Genomic DNA, 18,575 nt, shown 5'->3' with positions numbered 1-18,575 from the left:
TTAACGGTTTGCCCCGCCGGCATCGGGCTGCGGCTCGATGACAAAGCCGAAATGACCGGCGACGGCGTCGCGCATGATGTGCCGTACCGCCAAGCGGCGACCGGCATGTTCCAGGCTCAGGGTTTCGTCGGCGCCAGGCTCGCCGAGCCAGGCGATCAGCCGCTCGTCGCCGGCTTCTTCATTGCCGAAGTGCAGGCGCGGCAGGCATTGCGCCATGTCGCGGTCATCCACCAGCGCGATTTTTTCTCCCTCCTTCAGCAGCAGCTGGCCGGCATCGGTCATCCACGCGCCGTCGATACTGCCTAGCGGCTCGCCGGTATGCAGCACGAAGCCGTGCGACGGATCGGTGCGCGCCACATAGGGCGCCGCCTCGAGTGTGACGTACACCCGCTGCGGCCCGTTCTGGAAGTACCAGCGGCCCTTTTCGTCGTGCGTGTAATTGCGGTTGATGAACGCCTGCAGCGGAGGGTTGCCGATCTTGTCGCCAGCGAGCTTCAATGCCTGGGCGCGTTCGTCGCGCATGCGCCATGCGCCGCGCGCATCAAGCGCGAGCCAGCCGTAGCAGTGCGGCACATTGGGCCACTTGGCCATCGCCTGTTTGACTATGTCATCCATCTGAACAGTATCGCCTGAATGTCAATTCGCTTCCAGGAAGCCGAGCATGCGCCGTGGCAGCCAGTCGATCTTCCCGGGCGGGGCGCCGACGGCAAAGCCGACATGACCGCCTTGCTCGGGATAGTCGAGCGTGACATGACGCGAGGCGGCGGCCGGCAAATGGCGGGGCGGCAGGAAGGGGTCGTTCTTGGCATTGAGCACCAGCGTGCGCACGGTGATGTCGTTGAGGACATGCTTGGCGCTGGCGCGATGCCAGTAGTCGTCGGTATTGCGATAGCCGTGCAGGGGAGCGGTGACGATGTTGTCGAACTCGTACAGATTACGCGAGCGCAGCATGGTTTCGCGGTCGAACAGTCCTGGAAATTGCTTGAGCTTTTGCAGGCACTTCGGCTTCAGCGTCTGCAGGAATACACGCGTATAAATCATGTTCAGTCCGCGCGACAATGCCGCGCCGCCGCCGGCCAGGTCCAGCGGCGCGGATATCGCGCATGCTGCGTCGACGATATCCGCCTCGTGCTGCGATTCGCCCAGCCAGCGCAGCAGCGCATTGCCGCCAAGCGAAACGCCCGCCGCGTAAAACTTGGAAGCGCGGTCCTTTTTCCCCTGCGCGACCAGGCGCCGGATGACCCAGTCCACTTCCTGCGCGTCTCCCGAATGATAGAAGCGCGGCGCCTGGTTCATCTCGCCCGAGCAGCCGCGAAAATGAGGCACCGCGCCCGACCACCCGCGCGATGCGAGAAGCGCCATCAAGGCGCGCGCGTAGTGGCTGTCGGACGAGCCTTCCAGGCCGTGGAACAGGACGATGAACGGCCGGCCCGGCTTGCTGTCGACAAAATCGACATCGATGAAGTCGCCGTCCGGCGTGGCCCAGCGCTCGCGGCGATAGGCCACTTTCGGCTTGGCGATGCAGGTCGCCGGATAAATGGTCTGCAGGTGCCCGCCGGGGAGCCATGGGGGTGCTGGGTAGTTCATGCAACTATCTTCTTATGCAGCCTCGGGGCGCTGATTGAGTGAACTCAAAATTGACCAATGAAACATTGCTGCGAGTCGAGACGGCGGCATGAATGCAACAGCGCTCAATGCAGGAGCGTCGCAACCGATGTTTCCGCCGGCGCTTCTCCCGGTACCACCGAGGCGTGGTGCGTGACGAGGCGCCAGCCAGCCGCCGTCTTGGTGTAGACGTTGGTTGCAAGGATATGAATGTCTTGCTGGCGCGATACCTTGCGGTGCACTTCCTCGATGATGTTGTGGATCGAGGTCATCACGTTCTGCGTGACATGCAGCTGCACGGGGCGGATTTGCACGCCGCCCTGCTCGAAGATCGATTCCCATGCGGCGCGGATCGCCGCGTGGCCGACCAGACGCGGCGCGCCCGGGTGGATGCAGACGATCTCTTCCTCGTCCGCCCACAAGGCCATCACCCCGTCGACGTCGGCGCGGCTGATGGCATCGTAGAACGCGGCCTCTGTCTCTTCGGGTGTTTCCAGGATTTTGCTTAGTTTGGGCATGGTGTGTCGGATCTCCTTTCCATGCAGAACAGCCATGAACCGGCTTGTCGATGGTCTGCCCCGGCGAGAGTGGAACAGTATAGTGCAATGCACCTGGCGCGGCGGAGGATGGGTATCGTCGAACCGCGGCGCAGGCCGGGTTCGACAATGTTGCCGGAATGCCAGGCCGGCTTGTGGCCTGTGCGTTCAGTGGCCTTTGACGACGGTGCCGGGCTTAAGGCGATAGACCGTGCCGCAGTACGGGCATTTGCCTTCGCCGTGATGGCCCAGGTCGAGGTAGACGCGCGGATGGGACGACCAGATCGGCATGGCGGGGTTGGGGCAGAAGGCGGGCAAGTCCTTGCCGTCCAGTTCGACGTAGCTCGTCGCTTGTTTTGCTTGGGTCATGATGTCGTTGTGAGGGTGATTAAACCAGGGTGAGCCAGTGTTCGTACTGCGGTGCCTTGCCGGCGACCACGTCGAAGAACAGCGACTGCAGTTTTTCCGTGATCGGGCCGCGCTTGCCTGCGCCGATGACGCGGTTGTCCAGTTCGCGGATCGGCGTGATCTCGGCGGCGGTGCCGGTAAAGAAGGCTTCGTCGCAGCAGTACATCTCATCGCGCGTGATGCGCTTTTCGATCACTTCGATGCCGAGGTCGCGCGCCATCGTCAGCACCGCGTCGCGCGTGATGCCGTCCAGGCAGGAGGCGAGGTCGGGCGTGTAGATCTTGCCGTTCTTGACGATGAAGACGTTTTCGCCGGAGCCTTCGGACACATAGCCATCGGTGTCGAGCAGCAGCGCCTCGTCATAGCCGTCGGCGGTCGCTTCCTGGTTGGCCAGGATCGAATTGATGTAGTAGCCGCACGCCTTGGCGCGCACCAGCGACACGTTCACGTGGTGACGGGTGAACGAAGATGTCTTGACGCGGATGCCCTTGGCCAGGCCGTCTTCGCCGAGATACGCGCCCCACGGCCAGGCGGCAATTGCGACGTGAATGGTGTTGCCCTTGGCGGATACGCCGAGTTTTTCGGACCCGATCCACACCAGCGGGCGGAGATAGCAGGATTCCAGCTTGTTTTCGCGCACGACCTGGCGCTGCGCTTGCATTACCGTTTCCATGTCGAACGGGATCTGCATCTGGAAAATCTTGGCCGAGTTGAACAGACGCTGCGTGTGTTCTTTGAGGCGGAAAATCGCGGTGCCCTTCGGCGTCTTGTAGGCGCGTACGCCTTCGAACACGCCCATGCCGTAGTGCAGGGTGTGGGTGAGCACGTGGACCTTGGCATCACGCCAATCAATGAGTTCGCCGTCTTTCCAGATTTTTCCGTCGCGGTCGGCCATGGACATGTTGAGCTCTCCAAAAATTGTCGCAAAGCCTCGATTTTAACCCACTCCAACAGGGTAGAAAATTGATCGGTAGAATAACGGATTCACATTTTTCGGGGGCGATCCGCGCGCGACGTCCCTTCTTCCCGCCTTGTCGATTTTCCCCTGCCGAAAACTGGCGCATTCGTCATATTTTGTAAGTACATGAGCAATACAGAGTCAAAATTACTGGATGGCGCTGCCGCCGATCCGGAAAAGCGGGCGTTCAGCGAAGGATTCAAGGCGTGCGCGCCGACCATGCCCGGTATCTTCGCGTGGGGCATGGTGACCGGCATGGCGATGATGAAATCGGGCCTCACGCTTTGGCAGGCGCTGGGCATGACTTTTCTGGTGTTCGCCGGCTCGGCGCAACTGGCCTCGGTGCCGCTGATGGCGGCCAATGTGCCGATCTGGATGGTGTTTGTGACCGCGCTGGTGGTGAACCTGCGGTTTGTCATTTTTTCGGCGGCGGTCGGCCCGCACTTCGCGCATCTACCCTGGCACAAGCGACTGTGGTATGGCTACTTCAATGCCGATATCACGATGGGTCTGTTCCCGCAGCGCTTTCCGGCAGAGACGATTTTTCGCAGCGCAGGCAAAGTCGGCTTTTTCAGCGGCATCGGCTATCCCAACTGGTGCGCCTGGCAGTCCGGTTCGGTCGCCGGCATCCTGCTTGCCAGCCAGATTCCCGAAAACTGGGGCATCGGGTTCGCCGGCACGCTGGCCTTGCTGGCGGTCGCCATCCCGCTCACCATCAATGGTGCCGCGCTCGCCGGCGTGATCGTCGCAAGCATCGTGGCCGTTGCCGCGGCCGGGTTGCCTTACCGGTTGGGGTTGCTGCTTGCCGTGATTCTCGGCATGGCGGCAGCCATGATCGTCGATACCTTTCTCGACAAGGAAAAAGCATGAACACAGTCGATACCTGGCTGACCATCCTGTGGCTGACGCTGGCGACCATCCTGACCCGCTGTTCGTTCTTCCTGCTCGGGCGCTACGCCGTACGGTTGCCGCCCAAGGTGCAGCATGCGTTGCGCTATGCGCCGGCCGCCGCGCTGGCGGCGATCGTTGCACCCGACTTGCTGCTGGCGAACGGTGAGCTTGCGGTAACTTGGGCCAATCCGAAGCTGATGGCGGGGCTGGGTGCTGCTTTGGTGTTTTTGACAACAAGGCATCTGCTTGGAACCATCGTTGCCGGCATGGCCTTGTTCACTTTGCTACGTATCGTCTTGTAATCAGAAAACGGTTTTTCAGGGGTGTGTGCTGCGGTAAAATAACCGTTTTTCCATTCTTATAATTGTCAGGCAGCCATGCAATTCAACCGCTTGAGCGACCTCATCGCACGCAATCAACTCCAGGGCAAACGCGTCTTCATCCGCGCCGATCTCAATGTGCCGCAAGACGATGCCGGCAACATCACCGAAGACACCCGCATCCGCGCCTCGGTACCGGCGATCCAGCAGGCGCTGCAGGCCGGCGCCGCCGTGATGGTGACGTCGCACCTCGGCCGTCCGACCGAAGGCGAGTTCAAGCCGGAAGATTCGCTGGCGCCGATCGCCAAGCGCCTGTCCGAATTGCTCGGCCAGCCGGTGGAACTGAAACAGAACTGGGTCGACGGCGTCGATGTGCAGCCAGGCCAGGTCGTGTTGCTGGAAAACTGCCGCGTCAACAAGGGCGAGAAAAAGAACAGCGACGAACTGGCGCAGAAGATGGCCAAGCTGTGCGACGTGTACGTCAACGATGCGTTCGGCACCGCGCACCGCGCCGAGGCGACCACGCACGGTATCGCGAAATTCGCGCCGGTCGCCTGCGCCGGTCCGCTGCTCGCCGCCGAACTCGATGCGCTGGGCAAGGCGCTGGGCGACCCGAAGCGTCCGCTGGCCGCGATTGTCGCCGGCTCCAAGGTGTCGACCAAGCTGACCATCCTGAAAACGCTGGCCGAGAAGGTCGACAATCTGATCGTCGGCGGCGGCATCGCCAACACCTTCATGCTGGCGTCCGGTCTCAAGATCGGCAAGTCGCTGGCCGAAGCCGATCTGGTCGGCGAAGCGAAGGCCATCATCGATATGATGGCTGCGCGCGGCGCATCGGTGCCGATTCCGGTCGACGTGGTGTGCGCCAAGGAATTTTCGGCAACGGCAGCTGCGACCATCAAGGACGTGAAGGACGTGGCCGACGACGACATGATTCTCGACATCGGCCCGAAGACGGCGGCCCAGCTGGCGCAGCAGATCGCGCAAGCCGGCACCGTCGTCTGGAACGGCCCGGTCGGCGTGTTCGAGTTCGACCAGTTCGGCGAAGGGACGAAGACGCTGGCGATGGCGATCGCCAATTCCAAGGCGTTTTCGATTGCAGGCGGCGGCGACACGCTCGCTGCAATCGCGAAATACGACATCGCTGACAAGGTCGGCTATATCTCGACCGGCGGCGGCGCCTTCCTGGAGTTCCTGGAAGGTAAGACCTTGCCTGCGGTAGAAGTCCTGATGCAGCGCGCTGCTTAATTTTAAAAAGAGCTGAGCCACGGCCAACACGGTTTGTTTTTTCGCCGTGCCAGCCGAGGCGGGTAACAAGGGTTTGCCATGCAAAGAGCCACAAAAATCGTTTCCACCATTGGCCCAGCATCCAGCGATCTGGACACGCTCACCCGCATGATCGCCGCCGGCGTCAACGTGGTCCGGCTGAATTTTTCGCACGGCAAGGCGCAGGATCATATCGACCGCGCCAGCCTGGTGCGCCAGGCCGCCGCCAAGTGCGGGCGCGAAGTGGCGATCATGGCTGACTTGCAGGGACCGAAGATCCGCATCGGCAAGTTCGAGAACGGCAAGATATTCCTCGAGAACGGCAGCAAGTTCGTGCTCGACGCGGCCTGCGAGCTGGGCAACCAGGCGCAGGTCGGACTCGACTACAAGGAGCTGCCGCGCGACCTGAAGCCGAACGATGTGCTGCTGCTGAATGATGGCCTGATCGTGCTGGTGGTCGATAAGGTGGTCGGCAGCGCGATTCACACCACCGTCAAGATCGGCGGCGAACTGTCGAACAACAAGGGCATCAACCGCCTCGGCGGCGGCTTGTCGGCGCCGGCGCTGACGGCCAAGGACATGGAAGACATCAAGACTGCGATGAGCTTCCAGGCCGATTACGTCGCGGTGTCGTTTCCAAAGAACGCGTCCGACATGATCATGGCGCGCCAGCTGGCCAATATTGCCGGCGAGCAGACCGGACACAAGCCGCAGATGATCGCGAAGATCGAGCGCGCGGAAGCGATTCCCGCGCTGCAGGAAATCCTCGACGTGTCCGATGGCATCATGGTCGCACGTGGCGATTTGGCGGTGGAAGTCGGCAATGCGGCGGTGCCCGCCCTGCAGAAGCGCATGATCAAGATGGCACGCGCCTCCAACAAGCTCGCCATTACCGCGACCCAGATGATGGAGTCGATGATCGTCAATGCAGTTCCAACCCGGGCCGAAGTGTCGGACGTGGCCAACGCCGTACTGGACGGCACCGATGCCGTGATGACATCGGCAGAAACCGCTTCCGGCAAATATCCGGTCGAGACGGTGGAAGCCATGGCGGCGATCTGCCTGGAAGCGGAAAAGTCGGACGTGGTGAAACTGGACGCCGATTTCCTCAATGCGACCTTCACCCGCATCGACCAGTCGATCGCCTACGGGGCGCTGTTTACCGCGCACCATCTGCGCGTGAAGGCGATCGTCGCCCTGACCGAATCCGGTTCGACCGCGCTGTGGATGAGCCGGCACAACATCGACATTCCGATTTACGCGATCACGCCGATCCTCGCGACGCAACGCAAGGCGGCGCTCTACCGTAACGTCTGCACCTTCGAAATGGAGCGTTCCAGCGACCGCGATGCGACGATGAAAGCGGCGCAGGATTTGCTTCTGGCTAAAGGCGCGGTGCATAAAGGTGACATGATTGTGTTCACCTGGGGCGAGCCCATGGGCCAGATCGGCGGCACCAACGCCCTGAAGATCATGAAGGTCGGCGAGCATTAATTTCTTATTTTTATTATCTGGAGAACACCATGCCTCTCGTATCCATGCGTCAATTGCTCGACCACGCCGCCGAAAACGGCTACGGTCTGCCCGCGTTCAACGTCAATAACCTGGAACAGGTCACCGCGATCATGCAGGCCGCCGATGAAGTCGGCGCGCCGGTGATCATGCAGGCATCTGCCGGCGCCCGCAAATATGCAGGCGAAGCCTTCCTGCGCCACCTGATCGAAGCGGCAGTCGAAGCCTACCCGCACATCCCGGTCGTGATGCACCAGGATCACGGCCAGTCGCCGGCGGTCTGCATGGCCGCGATCAAGTCCGGCTTCACCTCGGTGATGATGGATGGTTCGCTGATGGAAGACGGCAAGTCTGTCGCCAGCTATGAATACAACGTCGACGTGTCGCGCGAAGTCGTGAAATTCTCGCACTCGATCGGCGTCACCGTCGAGGCGGAGCTGGGCGTGCTCGGCTCGCTGGAAACCATGAAGGGCGACAAGGAAGACGGCCACGGCGCGGAAGGGACGATGACTCGCGAGCAGCTGCTGACCGACGTCAACCAAGCCGCAGACTTCGTCAAGCTGACCCAGTGCGACGCACTGGCGATCGCGATCGGCACCTCGCACGGCGCCTATAAGTTCTCGCGCAAGCCGACCGGCGACATCCTCGCGATCGAGCGCATCAAGGAGATCCACGCGCGCATCCCGAACACCCACCTGGTGATGCACGGCTCGTCTTCCGTGCCGCAGGAATTGCTGGCCGAGATCCGTCAGTTCGGCGGCGACATGAAGGAAACCTACGGCGTGCCGGTCGAGGAAATCCAGGAAGGCATCAAGCACGGCGTGCGCAAGATTAATATCGACACCGATATTCGTCTGGCAATGACCGGCGCGATCCGTCGCTTTTTGTTCGAGAATCCGTCCAAGTTCGATCCGCGCGACTACCTGAAGCCGGCGCGCGAAGCCGCCAAGCAGATCTGCAAGTCCCGTTTCATCGCTTTCGGCTGCGAAGGCCAGGCAGCGAAGATCAAGCCGATTACCTTGGAAAAGATGGCCGAAAAGTACAAAAAAGGCGAACTCGCGCAGATCGTGCAGTAAAATTACGCATTAGAAACAAGCACTAAACTAACCGGCGGCGTGTTCAACGCACCCGCCGGTTTAGCTTTCTGGGACCTCTATGAAAAGTCTTTACCAATCCACCATCAAGTCGCTTCCGCTGCTCGGCCGCGGCAAAGTACGCGATAACTATGCGGTCGGCGACGACAAGATACTGATCGTGACCACCGACCGCCTGTCGGCCTTCGACGTCGTGATGAATGAACCGATTCCGGGCAAGGGCATGGTGCTGAACCAGATGTCCGATTTCTGGTTTGAAAAGCTGAAGGATATCGTGCCGAACCACCTGACCGGCATCGCCCCGGAAAGCGTGGTGAGCGCGGACGAAGTGGATCAGGTCAAGGGCCGTGCCGTCGTCGCCAAGCGCCTGCAGCCGATCCTGGTGGAGGCGGTGGTGCGCGGCTACATCATCGGTTCCGGCTGGAAGGACTATCAATCGACCGGCGCGATCTGCGGTATCGCTCTGCCGCCGGGGCTGCGCCAGGCCGACAAGCTCGCCACGCCGATCTTCACGCCGGCGGCCAAGGCCGACCTTGGCGAGCATGACGAGAACATCAGCTTCGCCGAGATGGAAAACCGCATCGGCAAGGAACTGGCTGCGAAGATGCGCGACATTAGCATCAAGCTGTACCAGACTGCGGCTGACTATGCGGCTACGCGCGGCATCATCATCGCCGACACCAAGTTCGAATTCGGCCTGGATGAAAACGGCACGCTGCACCTGATGGATGAAGTACTCACTGCCGATTCATCCCGCTTCTGGCCGGCCGATTCCTATGCCCCGGGCATGTCGCCGCCGTCGTTCGACAAGCAGTTCGTGCGCGATTACCTGGAAACGCTGAAGGACTGGAACAAGACCGCACCCGCGCCGGCCCTGCCGGCGGACGTGATCGAGAAGACCGGCGCCAAGTACCGCGAGGCGCTTCAGCGCCTGACCGGTGAAAACCTGAAGGATTGATATGAGCGACGCGCAAGCTAGCACGCCTGTTGTAGGCGTCGTGATGGGTTCTTCCTCCGACTGGGAAGTGATGCAGCATGCGGTGGCGATGCTGAAGGAATTCGGCATTGCGCATGAAGCGCAGGTGATTTCCGCGCATCGCATGCCGGACCAGATGTTCGCTTATGCGGAATCGGCGCGCTCGCGCGGGCTGCGCGCGATCATCGCCGGTGCCGGAGGCGCGGCGCATCTGCCGGGCATGCTGGCGGCGAAAACGATCGTGCCGGTGCTGGGCGTGCCGGTGCCGTCGAAATATTTGCGCGGCGAGGATTCGCTGCTGTCGATCGTGCAGATGCCGAAGGGTATCCCGGTATCGACCTTCGCCATCGGCGAAGCGGGTGCCGCCAATGCCGCGCTGACGGCGATCGCGATGCTTGCCTCCACCGATGACCAACTGGCCTCGCGCCTGCAGGAGTTCCGCTCCAAGCAGACCCAGGCCGCACAAGCGATGACATTGCCGGCATGAGCGACAAGTTTCACCCGTTTATTCCTTCGGCCACCCCGCCGACCTGGCTGGGCGTGATGGGCGGCGGCCAGTTGGGCCGCATGTTCGTACATGCCGCGCAGATGATGGGGTTCAAGGTTGCGGTGCTGGAGCCGGCGCGCGACTGCCCGGCCGGACATGCATCCGATCACCTGATTGGCGCCGACTATACGGATGAGAAGGCATTGGCCGAACTGGCCGGGCAGTGCGCCGCCGTCACCACCGAATTCGAGAATGTTCCCGCGCAAAGCCTCGCGTTCCTGGCCGAGCGCACCTTCGTCGCGCCTTCTTCCGCCTGCGTATCGATTGCGCAGGATCGCGTCGCAGAAAAGCGCTTTTTTACGGAATGCGCGCCGAAATCCGGCGTGTTGCCCGCGCCGCACCATATCGTCGCTTGTGAAGCCGACGTCGAGCAGATTCCCGATGCGCTGCTGCCCGGTATCCTGAAAACCGTCCGCCTCGGCTACGACGGCAAGGGGCAGGTACGCGTGACTACGCGCGACGAGGTGCGCGCGGCGTTCGCCGGGATGAAGGGCGTGCTCTGCATCCTGGAAAAAATGCTGCCGCTGGCCTATGAAGTATCGGTGCTTGCGGCACGCGCGGCCGATGGCCAGTCGGTGGTCTATCCCATCGCCGAAAACGTGCACCGCGACGGCATCCTGTTTACCACCACCGTGCCGGGCCCGAACGTGACGGCAGAATGCGCCGCCAAGGCGCAGGCGGCAGCGCTGGCTATCATCGAACAGCTCGGTTATGTCGGCGTGCTGTGCATCGAATTCTTCGTGCTGCAGGACGGTTCTCTGGTAGTCAATGAAATGGCGCCGCGCCCGCACAACAGCGGGCACTACACGATCGACGCTTGCGTCACCAGCCAGTTCGCGCAGCAGGCGCGCGCGATGGCGCGGCTGCCGCTGGGCGACGTGCGCCAGCATTCGCCGGCGGTCATGCTTAACATCCTCGGCGACGTCTGGTTCGACGGCGATGGCGACCAGGCGCGTGAGCCGGCCTGGGACAAGGTCCTGGAACTGTCCGGCGCGAACCTGCATTTGTACGGCAAGGACGATGCGCGCCGTGGCCGCAAGATGGGGCACGTCACCTTCGTGGCGCCCACGCTGGAACAGGCGCAGGCGAGCCTGCACGCTGCCTGCGCCATCCTGGGCATCGCCGCGTAATGAATAGGCTTTGACATGGATGACGTTGCGCTGGACTTGAACGCGATCCGGGCAGCCGCACGCCGGCTGGAGCAGGGCGAGCTGGTTGCGTTTCCGACCGAAACCGTCTACGGGCTCGGCGCCGACGCTGAAAATCCGGCCGCGGTGGCCGGGATCTACGCCGCCAAAGGTCGCCCGTCGAATCATCCGGTGATCGTTCATCTGGCGCCGCAGGCTGACCTCAGCTACTGGGCTGCCGAGATTCCTCCGCAAGCGCGGCAATTGATCGATGCCTTCTGGCCCGGCCCGCTGACGCTGATCCTGAAGCGTGCGGCACATATTCCCGACGCGGTATCCGGAGGCCAGGATTCGATCGGCTTGCGCTGTCCGTCGCATCCGGTGGCGCAGGCGCTGTTGCGCGAATTCCGGCAGGGCAGGGGAGGCGTTGCTGCGCCTTCGGCCAACAAGTTCGGGCATGTGAGCCCGACCACGGCCCAGCATGTGCGCGACGAGTTCGGCATCGGCCCGGACAGCCTGGTGAAGTGCGTGCTGGATGGCGGGCAGAGCGAGGTCGGCATCGAATCGACCATTCTCGATCTGTCGCGCATGGCCACGCACGGCCCCGTGCTGCTGCGGCCCGGACACATTAGCACGGCCCGCATCGCCCAGGTCATCGGCTGGCAACCGCGCTTGCCGGATGCCGCCGCGCCACGCGCGTCGGGCACGCTCGAGGCGCACTATGCGCCGAGCACACCCGTGGCGCTGGTCGAGGCGGGGCTCTTGCCGGAAACAGTGCAACGGCTGCACGCACATGGCCGCCGCACGGCATTACTGCGCCGCGCCGCTTTGCCAGAGGTGCGCGCCATCGCGCAAGCCGAACTTCCCGCCGAGCCGGACGGCTACGCGCATGACCTGTATGCCGCGCTCCGCGCCATGGATGGCGCGGGCGCGGACATCATCCTGGTCGAGGCGCCGCCAGCCGAGAACGACTGGCAAGGCGTGAACGACCGTCTGCGGCGTGCGGCACATGATTCGCAAGGCGTGCTGGCGCGCCTTCTCGACGCCGGCCGATAATCCTCTCTGTCTCGTTCGCGACGCAACTTCCCTCGCCTGCCGCCATTGCTGGCGCGATCGCTGTCCATGCGCCGTCTTCCGGACTGGGCTCTGGTTTAGAGCCAACCCTCTAGATTCGGGCCGGATTTTTCCCCTTTCCTGACTATGCAAGCCATTGTCTTCCAGACATACTATTTCCTTACGGAATGGAACGACCGTTCTTTTTTGTTTCGCATAATACACACAAGGGGACAACATGCATCAAATCAAATTCGCAGCGGCGCTGCTGGCTGCTGCCGCGCTTACCGCTTGCGGTGGCGGCAGCAGCGGACCGGCAGTCGATACCACTCTTGCACGTGGTTCACTGGTGGCCAATCCCCCCAATCTTGTACCCATTCCGCAGGCTGACGGGACGGCAGTTGCCAAGCTGGACCCGGCGGTATTCGCGCAAATGCTTGAAGCATCGAATCCCGGCATTACCCAGATCACCGGGACGCCGAAATGTTCGATCACCACCTATTACATGAAATACGGTACGGTCGGCGGCGCTGGGGAAACGACCGATGCCACCGGCGCGATCATGGTGCCGTCGGGCAGCGATCCTTCCTGTAGCGGTGCGCGCCCGGTCGTGCTCTATGCGCATGGAACGAGCTACGACAAGGCCTACAACATGGCCAACCTGCGGGACAACCACGAGGCGGCGCTGGTCGCGGCCATGTATGCCGCCCAGGGCTTCATTGTGGTGGCCCCGAATTACGCCGGCTACGATGTCTCGAAGCTGAGCTATCACCCCTACCTGAACGCCGAGCAGTCGGCCAACGACATGGTCGATGCGCTGCGCGCGGCCCGCAAGGCATTCGCTGGGCTCAATGCGCAGGATTCCGGCAAGCTATTCGTCACCGGCTATTCGCAGGGCGGACATGTGGCGATGGCGACCCAGCGCGCGATGCAGACCACCTACGCATCCGAATTCAAGGTGACCGCGCTGGCCGGCCAGTCCGGCCCGTATGCGATGTCCTTGCTGGGCGACGTGATCGTCGGTAGCGGCAAGCCCAACCTGGGGGCGACGATCTTCTTCCCGATGATCAGCACCAGCTGGCAGAAGTCCTATGGCGGCCTGTATGCGAGCCCCAATGAAATGTACGAGGACCAGTACGCCACGGGCATCGAGACGCTGCTGCCGAGCGCGACGCCGGATACCATCTTCAGTTCCGGCAAGCTGCCGCAACTGGCCTTGTTCGCCGCCGATTCGATGCCGCAAGCACCGATCATCCCTGGCACCTTCGGCGCGGGCAACCTGATGAAGACCAGCTTCCGCAACGCCTATCTCGCCGACCTGTCCGTCCATCCATGCGATGTCGACCCGGCCGATCCGCTGAACTGCGCGCCGGCCAACGCCTTCCGCAAGGCCGGGGTCAAGAACGACCTGCGCAACTATGTGCCGAACGTGCCGGTGCTGCTATGCGGCGGCAATGGCGATCCGACCGTGTTCTGGGCCAATGCGCAAGCGACGGCCGGGTATTTCGGTGCCAAGGGCATGACGGCTCCCGCGCTGCAGGTGCTGGACGTCGACTCCGCGATTGGCGCGGGCGATCCGTATGCGACCGTCAAGGGCGGTTTCGCTCAGCTCAAGGCCAAGACCGCGGCTGACGCCGGCGGCGGCTCGGCCGGCGTGGCTGCGGTCACTTCCGCCTACCACGGCACGCTGGTTCCGCCGTTCTGCAACGCGGCTGCCCGTGGCTTCTTCCAATCCATGCTGGCTATCTAACCGGGAGACCGCACCATGAAAATCACTCAGTTCACCATCTGCGCCCTGATCGGCATCGCATCGATGTCCGCATATGGCCAGCAAAACAGCGTTCGCGCCGGTCTCATCGATCTGACGATCCATTCCGATTCGCCCAACCTGAGCACCAACGGGCCCACCTTCCTGACACCGCAGCCGGCGGGCGTCACCGTGGGCGATGCCACAACCCTACTCCTCGGTTACACGCGCAAGCTGGATGAACATTTCGATATCGACGTGGTATTGGGGTTGCCGCCACGCCATGATGTAAAGGGCACCGGCTTGCTCGCGCCGTTCGGTGTCATTGCACAGGTCAAGCAAGCGGCACCTACGGTCTTTTTGAACTATAACTTCGGGGCTCCGCAGAACAAGTTCCGGCCCTTCGTCGGCGTCGGCATGAATTACACGCATTTCTTCGATGCCCAATCGACCAGCTCCGGCCAACTTTCCAGCGGCGGCCCGACGAAAATCGAGCTGTCCGATTCCTTTGGCTGGGCCGCGCAGGTCGGTGCCAGTTATAAGCTGGGCGATCGATGGTCGCTGGTCGGCTCGGTTGCGACGGCAAAGGTAAAAAGCGACATGACCGCCACCACCGGGAGCATCGAGCGCAAGACGACCATCGATTTCCGGCCTGTCGTCTATACCCTGGGTTTGGCCTACGGCTTCTGAGGAAGTGTGAAAATAAAAAAGCCGGCAAAGCGATTTGCCGGCTTTTTCTTTGATGCGGAAACGGGCGTCAGAATGCGGCGATGCCCGTCTGCGCGCGGCCCAGAATCAACGCGTGAATGTCGTGCGTGCCTTCATAGGTGTTGACCACTTCCAGGTTCACCAGATGGCGCGCCACGCCGAACTCGTCCGAAATGCCATTCCCGCCCAGCATGTCGCGCGCCAGGCGGGCGATGTCGAGCGACTTGCCGCACGAATTGCGCTTCATGATCGAAGTGATTTCCACCGATGCCGTGCCTTCATCCTTCATGCGGCCCAGGCGCAGGCAGCCTTGCAGGCCGAGCGTGATTTCAGTCTGCATGTCGGCCAGCTTCTTCTGGATCAGTTGATTCGCCGCCAGCGGCTTGCCGAACTGCTTGCGATCCAGCACATACTGGCGGGCACGATGCCAGCAATCCTCGGCCGCGCCCAGCGCGCCCCAGGCAATGCCGTACCGTGCCGAATTCAGGCAGGTGAACGGCCCCTTCAAGCCGCGCACCTCGGGGAAGGCGTTCTCTTCCGGGCAAAACACCTCGTCCATCACGATCTCGCCGGTAATCGAGGCGCGCAAGCCGACCTTGCCGTGGATCGCCGGGGCCGACAAGCCCTTCCAGCCCTTTTCCAGCACGAAGCCGCGGATCTGTCCCTCGTCGTCTTTCGCCCACACCACGAACACGTCGGCGATCGGCGAATTGGAAATCCACATCTTGCTGCCGGTAAGCGAAAAGCCGCCCGGCACTTTCTTCGCGCGCGTGATCATGCTGCCCGGGTCGGAACCATGGTTCGGCTCGGTCAGGCCGAAGCAGCCGATCCATTCGCCGGTGGCCAGCCTGGGCAGGTATTTCTGTTTTGTCGCTTCATTGCCGAATTCAAAGATCGGCACCATCACCAGTGACGACTGCACGCTCATCATCGAGCGGTAGCCGGAATCGACGCGCTCGACTTCGCGCGCGATCAAGCCGTAGCTGACATAGTTCAGGCCGGGGCCGCCATACTGTTCCGGGATGGTGGGGCCGAGCAAGCCCAGTTCGCCCATTTCGCGGAAGATGGCGGGATCGGTTTTTTCGTGGCGGAAGGCTTCCAGCACGCGCGGGGCCAGCTTGTCCTGGCAGTAGGCGTTGGCCGCGTCGCGCACCATGCGCTCGTCGTTCGTCAGCTGTTCATTGAGCAGCAGCGGGTCGTCCCAGTGGAACCGTGCTTTGGATTGTGGCGAAGTCATCGTGGGTCCTTGGATTTGTGTTGAGGAAGACTTTTTCCGGTGCGCCTGTGCAAGGGCTGGGTCGATGCGAACTCGCCGCCATGGAACACCAATGCCGGTTTGGGCGAGACGTCGCAGCGCTCCACCTCGCCGACGAAAATCACGTGATCGCCCTCGGGGTAGCGGCTGCGGTTATGGCATTCGAACCAGGCGGAGACGCCTTTGAGGATCGGCAGGCCGGTATGCGAGAGATCGAAATCGACGCCTTCGAAGCGGTTCTCGATGCGCATGGAGAATCGCTGCGCGAGGGCGACCTGGTCGCCGGCGAGGATGTTGATGACGTAGTGCGAATTGCCGGTAAAAACTGGAAGGCTGTTTGCCGTTTGCGCCAGGCTCCATAACACCAGCGGCGGGTCGAGCGACACGGAATTGAAGGAGCTCGCGGTCAGTCCCAGGAAGGTGCCGTCAGGCAGGCGCGTGGTAATGATCGTGACGCCGGTGGCAAATTGCGACAACGCCTGGCGGAAGTGGCGCGAGTCGAATTCGGGCGGCACCGCGCCGGAAGGCCGTTTTGACATCTGATTTCCATGAAATTTTGGTCATTATGCCAAAAAGACGTTGTTACGGTTGGCGCCGTCCCGGCAGCGATGCCGTGCTTATTTGTGCCGCACCAGCTTCGGTCCGGCCTGCTGCGGCCGCAGCAATTCCTTGAACCCCGTCGGCATCCACGGCCGTGCGGCCAGCATGAAGCTGATCGAATAGCGGTCCTCGTAGGGCAGTTTCGCATCTTCCTGGTGCTGCTGCGAGAATTCGCGCGCGACTTGCGTGAAGCGATTCAGCAGCGCGGCGATCGATTGCTTCGACAACATGACGTTTACCAGTCGCAGCAATTCGTTCTCGCCGTCGAATTTCGATTCCAGGTAATCGCTGTACGCTTGCTCACGGAAATGATTCTGGATCGGGCCATTGGGAATCCAGCGGAACGTGCGCGACACAAGAAGCTTCACCCGGTTGTTCGGCATCAGTTCGATAAATCCGATCTTGTCCAGTCGCACCAGGAATTTCACGACTTCCGCTTCGGTGACCTGATAGGTCTGCACGATCTGATCCACGGTGAGATGGTTCAGGACGGAGACGGCGATCAGAAAAAGCTTGGTGTCGCCGATGATTTCCTTTTCCTGCGCATAGCTCAGTTCGGAAATCAGTCGAGACTCGTCGTGTGCGATCAGCGCGATGTCGCGGAAATCGATCTCGGTCGCATTCAGTATTTCATCCAGGCGCTGCAGCGTGAAATTTTTTTGCGAGAACATGCGCTTGACGCTGGCCTCCGACATGCCGATGCGCGCGGCCAGCTCGGCATAGGTGATGCCGCGCGCCTTCAGTTCGCGCTTGAGGGAATCGACGAGGGCGGTCGCTTGCAGCATGGAGGCGTCTCTACTTGATTGGGAATTTGGCAAAAATGATACACGAGGGTGTCGACGGGGCGCGCGTCATTAAAATTCCGGCAACTCGCTGACGGCCTGGTGAAGAATGGATCGTTCCCTTGTTGCGGATGGCGCGGAGCGCGGCAGATTATCGATATGTCAGGGAATCCGATAGGCAGTTTCATGTGTTTGCGCTAAAGTCATAGTGAAGGAACAAACGGAGTGGATCATGGCGACCGAAACAGCGACACTGGGCGGCGGGTGCTTCTGGTGCCTGGAAGCTGTCTACCAGGAATTGAAGGGCGTGCTGCAGGTGGAATCCGGGTATGCCGGCGGACATGTTCCGGATCCGACCTATGAGCAGGTGTGCGAGGGCGCGACCGGCCACGCGGAAGTGGTGCGGGTGACTTTCAATCCCGAGTTGGTCAGCTACCGCGACATACTCGAAATTTTTTTCACCATACACGATCCCACCACGCCCAACCGGCAAGGCAACGACGTCGGCACCCAATACCGCTCCGTCATCTTCTATCACACGCCCGAACAGCATGAGATCGCCAGGCAGGTGATTGCTGCGATGGCCCATGTCTGGGATGCGCCCATCGTGACCGAACTCAGCCGTGCGCAGGAATACTTCAAGGCCGAGGATTATCACCAGAACTATTTTCGGCAGCATCCGCTGCAGGGCTATTGCGCCTTTGTGGTGGCGCCGAAGGTGGCGAAATTCCGCAAGGTTTTCGCCGACAGGCTCAATGCTCCGGAATAAGGGATTGCCATGACTACCGTCTTCACAAAAATCATCGACGGCGAGCTCCCGTGCGCCAAGGTGTACGAGGATGACCTGGTCTTCGCCTTCATGGATGCCGGGCAGGTCAATCCGGGCCACGTGCTGGTCGTGACGAAAACGCCTTACGAAACGCTGATGGATGCCGACGAAGAATCGGCGGCGGCGATGATGCGCGCCGCAAACAGGATTGCAAAGGCCGTCCAGCAAGCGTTCGAGCCGGAGGGGATCACCATCCTGCAGTCCAACAAGCCGGCAGGATGGCAAACCGTGCCGCATCTGCACCTGCATGTGCTGCCGCGTTACAGCAACGACGGCGTCGAACTGATCTGGCCGCGCAAGGACCCCGGCATGGAAAAATTGCTGGAGTACGCGGCAAGGATACAGCTGAAGTAAAGCCGCT

The 18,575-nt window shown here is 61.7% G+C and carries 21 protein-coding genes; 13 read left to right on the top strand and 8 right to left on the bottom strand.

The features are described 5' to 3' along the window. From FAY22_RS12880 to FAY22_RS12860, 5 genes are all read right to left on the bottom strand, one after another. Complete coding sequence (locus FAY22_RS12880; RefSeq protein ID WP_146330575.1) at nucleotides 1–615, bottom strand: DUF2946 family protein; 615 nt, start codon at nucleotides 613–615, stop codon at nucleotides 1–3. A gap of 21 nt (nucleotides 616–636) precedes the next feature. Further along, nucleotides 637–1,587 carry a YheT family hydrolase gene (locus tag FAY22_RS12875; protein WP_146330574.1) on the bottom strand — a complete coding sequence of 317 codons (951 nt, stop codon included), beginning with the start codon at nucleotides 1,585–1,587 and terminating at the stop codon, nucleotides 637–639. Between the two features lie 104 nt (nucleotides 1,588–1,691). Then, entirely contained in the window at nucleotides 1,692–2,123 is a 432-nt protein-coding gene (locus FAY22_RS12870; RefSeq protein ID WP_146330573.1) for a nuclear transport factor 2 family protein, read from the bottom strand. 186 nt (nucleotides 2,124–2,309) lie between these two features. After that, nucleotides 2,310–2,510 carry a zinc-finger domain-containing protein gene (locus FAY22_RS12865; protein WP_146330572.1) on the bottom strand — a complete coding sequence of 67 codons (201 nt, stop codon included), beginning with the start codon at nucleotides 2,508–2,510 and terminating at the stop codon, nucleotides 2,310–2,312. A 19-nt stretch (nucleotides 2,511–2,529) separates the two neighbouring features. Continuing rightward, entirely contained in the window at nucleotides 2,530–3,450 is a 921-nt protein-coding gene (locus FAY22_RS12860; protein ID WP_146330571.1) for a branched-chain amino acid transaminase, read from the bottom strand. Nucleotides 3,451–3,633: 183 nt separating this feature from the next. On the opposite strand from FAY22_RS12860, the gene FAY22_RS12855 reads away from it, so the two are divergent. From FAY22_RS12855 to FAY22_RS12805, 11 genes are all read left to right on the top strand, one after another. Beyond that, a complete protein-coding gene (locus FAY22_RS12855) occupies nucleotides 3,634–4,377 on the top strand; it encodes an AzlC family ABC transporter permease (protein WP_146330570.1) in 744 nt (247 codons plus the stop codon). Continuing rightward, entirely contained in the window at nucleotides 4,374–4,700 is a 327-nt protein-coding gene (locus FAY22_RS12850; RefSeq protein WP_146330569.1) for an AzlD domain-containing protein, read from the top strand. Before FAY22_RS12855 ends, FAY22_RS12850 begins: the two co-directional genes overlap by 4 nt. A 75-nt stretch (nucleotides 4,701–4,775) precedes the next feature. Next, entirely contained in the window at nucleotides 4,776–5,966 is a 1,191-nt protein-coding gene (locus tag FAY22_RS12845) for a phosphoglycerate kinase (RefSeq protein ID WP_146330568.1), read from the top strand. A gap of 78 nt (nucleotides 5,967–6,044) precedes the next feature. After that, nucleotides 6,045–7,478, top strand: coding sequence for a pyruvate kinase (gene pyk / locus FAY22_RS12840; RefSeq protein WP_146330567.1), 1,434 nt, complete (start codon nucleotides 6,045–6,047; stop codon nucleotides 7,476–7,478). A 29-nt stretch (nucleotides 7,479–7,507) separates the two neighbouring features. Continuing rightward, a complete protein-coding gene (gene fba, locus FAY22_RS12835) occupies nucleotides 7,508–8,572 on the top strand; it encodes a class II fructose-bisphosphate aldolase (protein WP_146330566.1) in 1,065 nt (354 codons plus the stop codon). A 79-nt stretch (nucleotides 8,573–8,651) separates the two neighbouring features. Continuing rightward, nucleotides 8,652–9,548 (top strand): phosphoribosylaminoimidazolesuccinocarboxamide synthase, encoded by an 897-nt coding sequence (locus FAY22_RS12830; protein ID WP_146330565.1) that lies wholly within the window; start codon nucleotides 8,652–8,654, stop codon nucleotides 9,546–9,548. A gap of 1 nt (nucleotide 9,549) precedes the next feature. After that, the gene (purE, locus tag FAY22_RS12825) at nucleotides 9,550–10,053 is read left to right on the top strand and encodes a 5-(carboxyamino)imidazole ribonucleotide mutase (RefSeq protein WP_146330564.1); all 504 of its coding nucleotides are present in this window, start codon (nucleotides 9,550–9,552) and stop codon (nucleotides 10,051–10,053) included. Further along, on the top strand, nucleotides 10,050–11,243 hold the full coding sequence (locus FAY22_RS12820; protein ID WP_146330563.1) for a 5-(carboxyamino)imidazole ribonucleotide synthase: 1,194 nt from the start codon (nucleotides 10,050–10,052) through the stop codon (nucleotides 11,241–11,243). Before purE ends, FAY22_RS12820 begins: the two co-directional genes overlap by 4 nt. Nucleotides 11,244–11,258: 15 nt before the next feature. After that, nucleotides 11,259–12,296: an L-threonylcarbamoyladenylate synthase gene (locus tag FAY22_RS12815; protein WP_146330562.1), complete on the top strand. Its 1,038-nt coding sequence runs from the start codon at nucleotides 11,259–11,261 to the stop codon at nucleotides 12,294–12,296. 235 nt (nucleotides 12,297–12,531) lie between these two features. Continuing rightward, on the top strand, nucleotides 12,532–14,043 hold the full coding sequence (locus FAY22_RS12810; protein ID WP_146330561.1) for a S9 family peptidase: 1,512 nt from the start codon (nucleotides 12,532–12,534) through the stop codon (nucleotides 14,041–14,043). A 15-nt stretch (nucleotides 14,044–14,058) separates the two neighbouring features. After that, complete coding sequence (locus tag FAY22_RS12805) at nucleotides 14,059–14,730, top strand: OmpW family protein (RefSeq protein ID WP_146330560.1); 672 nt, start codon at nucleotides 14,059–14,061, stop codon at nucleotides 14,728–14,730. A 67-nt stretch (nucleotides 14,731–14,797) separates the two neighbouring features. Here FAY22_RS12805 and FAY22_RS12800 read toward each other — a convergent pair whose 3' ends face one another. From FAY22_RS12800 to FAY22_RS12790, 3 genes are all read right to left on the bottom strand, one after another. Continuing rightward, nucleotides 14,798–15,985, bottom strand: coding sequence for an acyl-CoA dehydrogenase (locus tag FAY22_RS12800; RefSeq protein WP_146330559.1), 1,188 nt, complete (start codon nucleotides 15,983–15,985; stop codon nucleotides 14,798–14,800). Beyond that, nucleotides 15,982–16,542 carry a flavin reductase family protein gene (locus FAY22_RS12795; protein ID WP_146330558.1) on the bottom strand — a complete coding sequence of 187 codons (561 nt, stop codon included), beginning with the start codon at nucleotides 16,540–16,542 and terminating at the stop codon, nucleotides 15,982–15,984. The genes FAY22_RS12800 and FAY22_RS12795 overlap by 4 nt, the downstream gene beginning before the upstream one ends. A gap of 78 nt (nucleotides 16,543–16,620) precedes the next feature. Continuing rightward, entirely contained in the window at nucleotides 16,621–17,388 is a 768-nt protein-coding gene (locus FAY22_RS12790; RefSeq protein ID WP_146330557.1) for a helix-turn-helix transcriptional regulator, read from the bottom strand. Nucleotides 17,389–17,617: 229 nt separating this feature from the next. Between FAY22_RS12790 and msrA the strand changes: the two genes are divergently transcribed. Then, complete coding sequence (gene msrA, locus FAY22_RS12785) at nucleotides 17,618–18,154, top strand: peptide-methionine (S)-S-oxide reductase MsrA (protein ID WP_146330556.1); 537 nt, start codon at nucleotides 17,618–17,620, stop codon at nucleotides 18,152–18,154. Nucleotides 18,155–18,163: 9 nt separating this feature from the next. Continuing rightward, a complete protein-coding gene (locus FAY22_RS12780; protein ID WP_146330555.1) occupies nucleotides 18,164–18,568 on the top strand; it encodes an HIT family protein in 405 nt (134 codons plus the stop codon). Nucleotides 18,569–18,575: the final 7 nt, after the last annotated feature.

Origin of the sequence: Noviherbaspirillum sp. UKPF54, assembly GCF_007874125.1 — a bacterium.
Taxonomy (GTDB): Bacteria; Pseudomonadota; Gammaproteobacteria; order Burkholderiales; family Burkholderiaceae_D; genus Noviherbaspirillum.
This window is presented reverse-complemented; position numbering and strand designations above follow the sequence as displayed.